The organism is Nocardia grenadensis NBRC 108939 (assembly GCF_001613445.1).
Taxonomy (GTDB): domain Bacteria; phylum Actinomycetota; class Actinomycetes; order Mycobacteriales; family Mycobacteriaceae; genus Nocardia; species Nocardia grenadensis.
Genome location: NZ_BDCJ01000016.1, coordinates 1 through 5868 on the forward strand (window position 1 = coordinate 1; position 5868 = coordinate 5868).

Consider the following 5868-nt stretch of genomic DNA (forward strand, 5'->3'; position numbering starts at 1 on the left):
GCGCTACCGCCTCCGGGCCTGACACGCTCATGCTGTATCGATCGAGCATGAACGTGGGCCCTCCGTGGTCACGCTGCGCTACCGCCTCCGGGCCTGACACGCTCATGCTGTATCGATCGAGCATGAACGTGGGCCCTCCGTGGTCACGCTGCGCTACCGCCTCCGGGCCTGACACGCTCATGCTGTATCGATCGAGCATGAACGTGGGCCCTCCGTGGTCACGCTGCGCTACCGCCTCCGGGCCTGACACGCTCATGCTGTGCACCGTACCGCCATCGACATCACTACCGCCCACCTGTAACTATTGACCGCATGGGTGCACCCGAAGCCACACCTTCCGAAGCCGACCGCGACGCGTTGCCCGCACACGTCGAGGTGCTGGTGGTGGGGGCGGGCCCCGCGGGTTCGGCGGCCGCGGCGTGGGCTGCCCGGGCGGGTCGCGATGTACTGCTGGTGGATTCCGCGACCTTTCCCCGGGACAAGACCTGCGGTGACGGCCTCACCCCGCGTGCCACCGCGGAACTCGAGCAGCTCGGGCTGGGTGAATGGGTGCGGGCGCACACCGTCAACCACGGTCTGCGAATGACCGGTTTCGGCGCCGAGGCGTTGCTGCCGTGGCCGGGTGGTTCGTTTCCCACCTACGGCAGTGCGATCCCGCGCACCGAACTGGACGACAAATTGCGCGATACCGCGGTGAAATCCGGGGCGCGGATGCGCGACGGCGCGAAGGTCGTGGCGGTGGCCCGCGACGGCGACCGGGTGACCGGAGTAACCGTGCGGGTGGGGGCGGCTTCGCACGAAATCGGCTGCCGGAACCTGATCGTGGCCGACGGGGTGCGGTCCCCCGTCGGCAAACTGCTCGGCCGCACCTGGCATCGCCGCTACGCCTACGGGGTGGCGGCGCGCGCCTATATCTCCTCCGGCCGCAGCGACGATCAGTGGATCACCTCGCATCTGGAGTTGCGCAATGCCGAAAACGAGCTGGTACCCGGCTACGGCTGGGTTTTCCCGCTGGCCAACGGTGAGGTGAATATCGGCGTCGGTTCGCTGGCCACCGAACGCAGGCCCTCGCATATCGCGTTGAAACCACTGCTCGAGCACTACACGGAGCTGCGCCGCGACGAATGGGAACTGAGCGGTTCGGTGCGTGCGGTCTCCTCGGCGCTGCTGCCGATGGGCGGCGCTGTCTCCGGTATCGCGGGCCGCAACTGGGCGCTGCTCGGTGATGCCGCCGGCTGTGTGAACCCGCTGAACGGCGAGGGAATCGACTATGGTCTGGAGGGCGGCCATATGCTCGCCGGGCTACTGGACGAACCCGATCTCACCCGGGTGTGGCCGGCCCTGCTGCGCGCGAGATACGGCCGCACCTATTCGGTGGCACGACGGATCGCCGGCCTGGCCACCCACCCGCGGATGGTTCCGCTCGGCGGCCCACCGGTGATGCGTTCGAAATTGCTGCAGCGCACCGCGGTCCGGGTGATGGGCAATCTGGTCACCGACGAGGATGTGGACCTCACCGCCCGTGCGTGGCGCGCCGCGGGCCGGGCGTCGATACGGTTCGACGACCTCGCGCCTTTCTGTTGAGCGCCGTGGTGACGCGGCCGGTACCGCGGGATCTGCTCCCGCATCTGCGGCGAGCCCGTGATCTCGTGGACCGCGAATATGCTCGGCCGCTGGATCTCGATGGTATGGCCGCCGCAGCCGGGGTTTCGAAATACCATTTCCTGCGCTGTTTCGCGGCCACCTACGGCCGGACGCCCGCGGTGTACCTGGCCGAGCGCCGGATCGAGCGGGCGCAGGATCTCCTGCGCGCCACCAACACCACGGTGACCGAGGTATGCCTGCTCGTCGGCTACAGCAGTCTGGGTTCGTTCTCCCGGAAATTCACCGAACTGGTGGGAGTTTCACCTTCGGAATACCAGGCGAAGTTCGCCGACGGAGTGCCCCGTATCCCCGGTTGCTACATCTTCATGCACGGGTTGTCCGATCGCCGGCGCGATACCGCAATTTCGGAGAAGCCCGGCGGCCCGGTCCGCCCATAGTCTCGGACCATGACTCCGATCATTGCGAATATCTCCCTGGTCACCGTGTACGTGTCCGATCAGACAGCGGCCAAGAACTGGTACATCGAAACCCTCGGTTTCGTCGAGACCGCCGATATCCAGATGGGCGACAACGGCTTCCGCTGGGTGACCGTCGCCCATCCCGACCACCGGGAACTCGAGGTCACCCTGATGCTGCCGGGTCCACCCCTGGACGAGAATCTCGCCGACGCGATCAGCAGGTCGCTGGCCAACGGAAGCCACGGCTCACTGGGACTGAACACTCGGAACTGCCATAAGGCCTATGCGGAGCTCACCGCGAAAGGTGTCGATTTCGTCCAGCCCCCGTCGGAGCGGCCCTACGGGGTGGAAGCGGTATTCCGGGACAATTCGGGGAACTGGCTGGTGTTGGTCGAGCCGAAGGAGTTCGATCCCACGGCCGCGGCTGCCGCGGCAATGGACCCGCCCTGCGCCGAACTCTGAAACCGCCCGACCCGATGAGCCGGGACCGCGGTGTATGTCCGGGGCCGCGCGGTCCGCGCGGCCCCGGAGGACTGTCAGACTCCGGCGCGATTCTCGAACCAGTAGACGATGTATTTGCGTTCGCTCTCGGCGACCCGCCGCTGCAACTGTTCGGCGAGCGGTTCGATGGCCCCGCCCACCAGGGGAACCTTGACCTTCACCGAACCGGAGATCACCACCTCCGAGCCCTCGGCGGTGGGACGCAGTTCATAAGTGCCCTTCATCTCCGAGGAGATGGCCGAGGAGGTGCCCTCGAAGGTCCCCGCCGCGGTGGACCCGTCGAGGGTCTGCCAATGGTCGATACGGGTGACTACCAGTTCGGTTTTCAGCAGCTTGCGCACGACGCCGGGGACCTTGTCCTGCCGGATCGTCTCGCTCATCTTGATACGGGCGGTACCCGGGCCACCGGGGTGCGACAGGTCGAGGGTGGCCGTCGGGGCGCCGGTGAACCGGTCTCGCCACATTTCTTCTCCGGTGAGCGCGGCGTGCAGATCGGACACCGGGATCGGATAGGACAGCGTGAAGCCGAATTTTCGGGCCATGAGCGCTCACCCTAGCCGACCCCGCTAGCCTGTTGCGGTGCCGGAAACCAGCCGCCGCGGACCGCGCGACCCCGGTTACCCGGGCGACGGTGCGCGCGACGGCACAGCCGCCCCGGCCGTGGACGATTCCGGAGGAGGCAACGTGCCCGAGCAGGCAGAGATGGTCGCGCCGCCGGTCGCGGCCCCGGAGCCCGCTGCCCGACCGGTGCGCGCGCCGGACCCGGCCGCACGTTCTGCCCGGGCCGAACGGTTACGCAAGGTATGCGTCGGCGTGGTGATCACCGCGGTATCGGTGAGCGTGCTGGTGGTGCTGCTGTTCCTGGCGGCCTGGCGCAATGACTATCTGATCGAATCCGACAAGGGCGAGACCACCGGTGAGGTGCTGTCCGCCGGTCGGCTGCGCTCGGCGGTGATGTACGTGACCCCGGACGGCGTCACCCACAATCCCAAGGTCGGCGTGCTGTATCCGACCAACCTGACCGCGGGTGAGCGGATCAATGTGGAATACAGCCGCGCCGATCCCGACCTCGTCCGGGTCGCGGGCCGCGATGTGCGGGTCGCGGTGCTGCCGGCACTGTCGGTACTGGCCGTTACCTGGGCCCTCACCTTGCCGACACTGTGGCTGCTGATGCGGGCAGCGACCGGTTCGATGAGTGTTCGCCCGATCTTCGATCCGGCGTCATATCGACGACGCGTCCCGGGGGACCGCGACCGCGCAGACTGAGCGAGTGCGCGTAGCCATCGTTGCGGAGTCGTTTCTCCCGAATATGAACGGCGTCGTGAACTCGGTGCTCCGGGTGCTGGATCATTTGCATCGGCACGGGCACGACGCTCTTGTCCTCGCACCCGATTCGCTGCGCGAGCAGCCGCCCGCCCCCCGCCACCACGGGAGGTTCCCGGTACACCGGGTCCCGGCGGTGATGGTGCCGAAGATCAGTTCGCTGCCGGTGGGCCTGCCGCAGCCGGGCATGGTCGGTGTCCTCGGCGATTTCGATCCCGATGTGGTGCATCTGGCCTCACCGTTCCTGCTCGGTGCGGGCGGAATGGCGGCGGCGCTGCGGCTGGACCTGCCCGCGGTGGCGGTGTACCAGACCGATGTGGCGGGTTTCGCGGAAAGCTACGGGCTGGGCCTGGCGGCCCGGGCCGCCTGGGGCTGGACCCGGCGAATCCACGAGGGCGCGGTCCGGACGCTGGCGCCGTCGAGCGCGGCGGTGGAGGACCTGGCACGGCACGGGATCCCCCGCGTGCACACCTGGGGCCGCGGTGTCGATACGGTGCGGTTCACCCCGGCCGCGCGCAGCGAAGAGCTGCGCGGGCAGTGGCGCGGCGATACCGCGAAACTGCTGGTCGGTTTTGTCGGCCGGCTGGCCCCGGAAAAGCATGTGGACCGGCTCTCGGTGCTGGCCCGCGATCCGTCGGTACAGCTGGTGATCGTGGGCGACGGCCCGGAGCGGCAGAAACTCGCCGGTCTGCTGCCGGGCGCGATCTTCACCGGCGAACTCGGCGGCCACGAGCTCGCCCGGGCCTACGCGAGCCTGGACGTGATGGTGCATCCGGGTGAGCACGAGACGTTCTGCCAGGGCGTGCAGGAGGCGCTGGCGTCCGGGGTACCGGTCGTCGGGCCCGATGCCGGCGGCCCGCGCGATCTCATCGCGCACTGCCGCAACGGCTACCTGCTCCCGGTGCGGAATTTCACCGAACTACTGCCCGGCACCGTCTCGGCGCTGCGCGACGCGCAGGTGCGCGACCGGTTCGCCGGGGCGGCCCGTAAATCGGTGCTGCACCGCACATGGCCCGCCATCTGCACCGAACTCATGAACCACTACGCCGAGGTCATCGGCACCGGATACCGGTTGTCACGCTCGGCGTGACCGGACGCGGCGGACCGCCCTGCGCCCATTAGGGTCGGGTTGTGGTGAAAACACAATCGGTCCGGGCCTCGCTGGACAAACAGCCGCACGAGGTCGCGTCGATGTTCGACGGGGTGGCGCGACGATACGACCTGACCAACACCGTGATCTCGGCCGGCCAGGACCGCTACTGGCGACGGCTGACCCGCAAGGCCATCGATCCGCGTCCCGGTGAGCAGGTGCTCGACCTGGCCGCCGGCACCGGGGTGTCCACCGTGGAACTCGGCCGCTCCGGCGCGTGGTGCGTAGCCGCCGATTTCTCCCAGGGCATGCTGGCCGCGGGCCGGTTCCGGCAGGTGCCGATGGTCGCCGGCGATGCCATGGCGCTGCCCTTCGCCGACAATTCCTTCGACGCGGTGACCATCTCGTTCGGGCTGCGCAATGTGGCCGATACCGATCTGGCGCTGCGGGAGATGCTGCGGGTGACCAAACCCGGCGGCCGGTTGGTCATCTGTGAGTTCTCCACGCCGATCATCCCGGGGTTCAAAACCCTCTACATGGAATACCTGATGAAGGCGCTACCGAAGGTGGCCAGGGCGGTGAGCAGTAACCCGGACGCCTACGTCTACCTGGCCGAATCCATCCGGGTCTGGCCGAACCAGCGACAGCTGGGCCGCCGGATCGCCGACGCCGGGTGGTCCGGGGTGAAATGGCGGAACCTGACCGGCGGCGTGGTCGCACTGCACCGGGGATACAAACTCGGCGGCTGAAACCGTCCGGTATAGCCGGCTTCATCTACCTCACAGATGTGATTTCCGCCGATGAAGTGGAATGTCATCCGGCGATAACATCGGGCAAACCCGAGGAAATCGGCCGCGGGGACGATCGGATGCATGTCCGAGGTGAGCGGCA

General features: G+C 67.9%; 7 protein-coding genes. 6 read left to right on the forward strand and 1 reads right to left on the reverse strand.

What is annotated here, in order from left to right; genetic code table 11:
- The first annotated feature begins 312 nt into the window (after positions 1-312).
- From NGR01S_RS17505 to NGR01S_RS17515, 3 genes are read left to right on the forward strand one after another with little or no spacing between them, the layout of a single operon-like run.
- Positions 313-1584, forward strand: a complete 1272-nt coding sequence (locus NGR01S_RS17505) for a geranylgeranyl reductase family protein (protein ID WP_063038112.1) — start codon at positions 313-315, stop codon at positions 1582-1584.
- An 8-nt stretch (positions 1585-1592) separates the two neighbouring features.
- A complete protein-coding gene (locus NGR01S_RS17510) occupies positions 1593-2042 on the forward strand; it encodes a helix-turn-helix transcriptional regulator (RefSeq protein ID WP_063038118.1) in 450 nt (149 codons plus the stop codon).
- 18 nt (positions 2043-2060) lie between these two features.
- Positions 2061-2525 (forward strand): VOC family protein, encoded by a 465-nt coding sequence (locus NGR01S_RS17515; RefSeq protein ID WP_063038120.1) that lies wholly within the window; start codon positions 2061-2063, stop codon positions 2523-2525.
- Positions 2526-2599: 74 nt separating this feature from the next.
- Here NGR01S_RS17515 and NGR01S_RS17520 read toward each other — a convergent pair whose 3' ends face one another.
- Positions 2600-3106 carry a DUF2505 domain-containing protein gene (locus NGR01S_RS17520; protein ID WP_063038114.1) on the reverse strand — a complete coding sequence of 169 codons (507 nt, stop codon included), beginning with the start codon at positions 3104-3106 and terminating at the stop codon, positions 2600-2602.
- A 160-nt stretch (positions 3107-3266) separates the two neighbouring features.
- On the opposite strand from NGR01S_RS17520, the gene NGR01S_RS17525 reads away from it, so the two are divergent.
- The 3 genes from NGR01S_RS17525 to NGR01S_RS17535 are packed head-to-tail and all read left to right on the forward strand — an operon-like array spanning position 3267 to position 5726.
- Positions 3267-3830, forward strand: a complete 564-nt coding sequence (locus tag NGR01S_RS17525; RefSeq protein WP_373861432.1) for a DUF3592 domain-containing protein — start codon at positions 3267-3269, stop codon at positions 3828-3830.
- Positions 3831-3834: 4 nt separating this feature from the next.
- The gene (locus NGR01S_RS17530; RefSeq protein WP_084481279.1) at positions 3835-4977 is read left to right on the forward strand and encodes a glycosyltransferase family 4 protein; all 1143 of its coding nucleotides are present in this window, start codon (positions 3835-3837) and stop codon (positions 4975-4977) included.
- Between the two features lie 41 nt (positions 4978-5018).
- The gene (locus tag NGR01S_RS17535) at positions 5019-5726 is read left to right on the forward strand and encodes a demethylmenaquinone methyltransferase (protein ID WP_084481276.1); all 708 of its coding nucleotides are present in this window, start codon (positions 5019-5021) and stop codon (positions 5724-5726) included.
- Positions 5727-5868 lie beyond the last annotated feature (142 nt).

Coding starts and splice junctions, on each gene's coding strand:
- NGR01S_RS17520 (WP_063038114.1), bottom strand. CDS start 3,106: ATGGCCCGAAAATTCGGCTTCACGCTGTCCTATCCGATCCCGGTGTCC.
- NGR01S_RS17525 (WP_373861432.1), top strand. CDS start 3,267: ATGGTCGCGCCGCCGGTCGCGGCCCCGGAGCCCGCTGCCCGACCGGTG.
- NGR01S_RS17505 (WP_063038112.1), top strand. CDS start 313: ATGGGTGCACCCGAAGCCACACCTTCCGAAGCCGACCGCGACGCGTTG.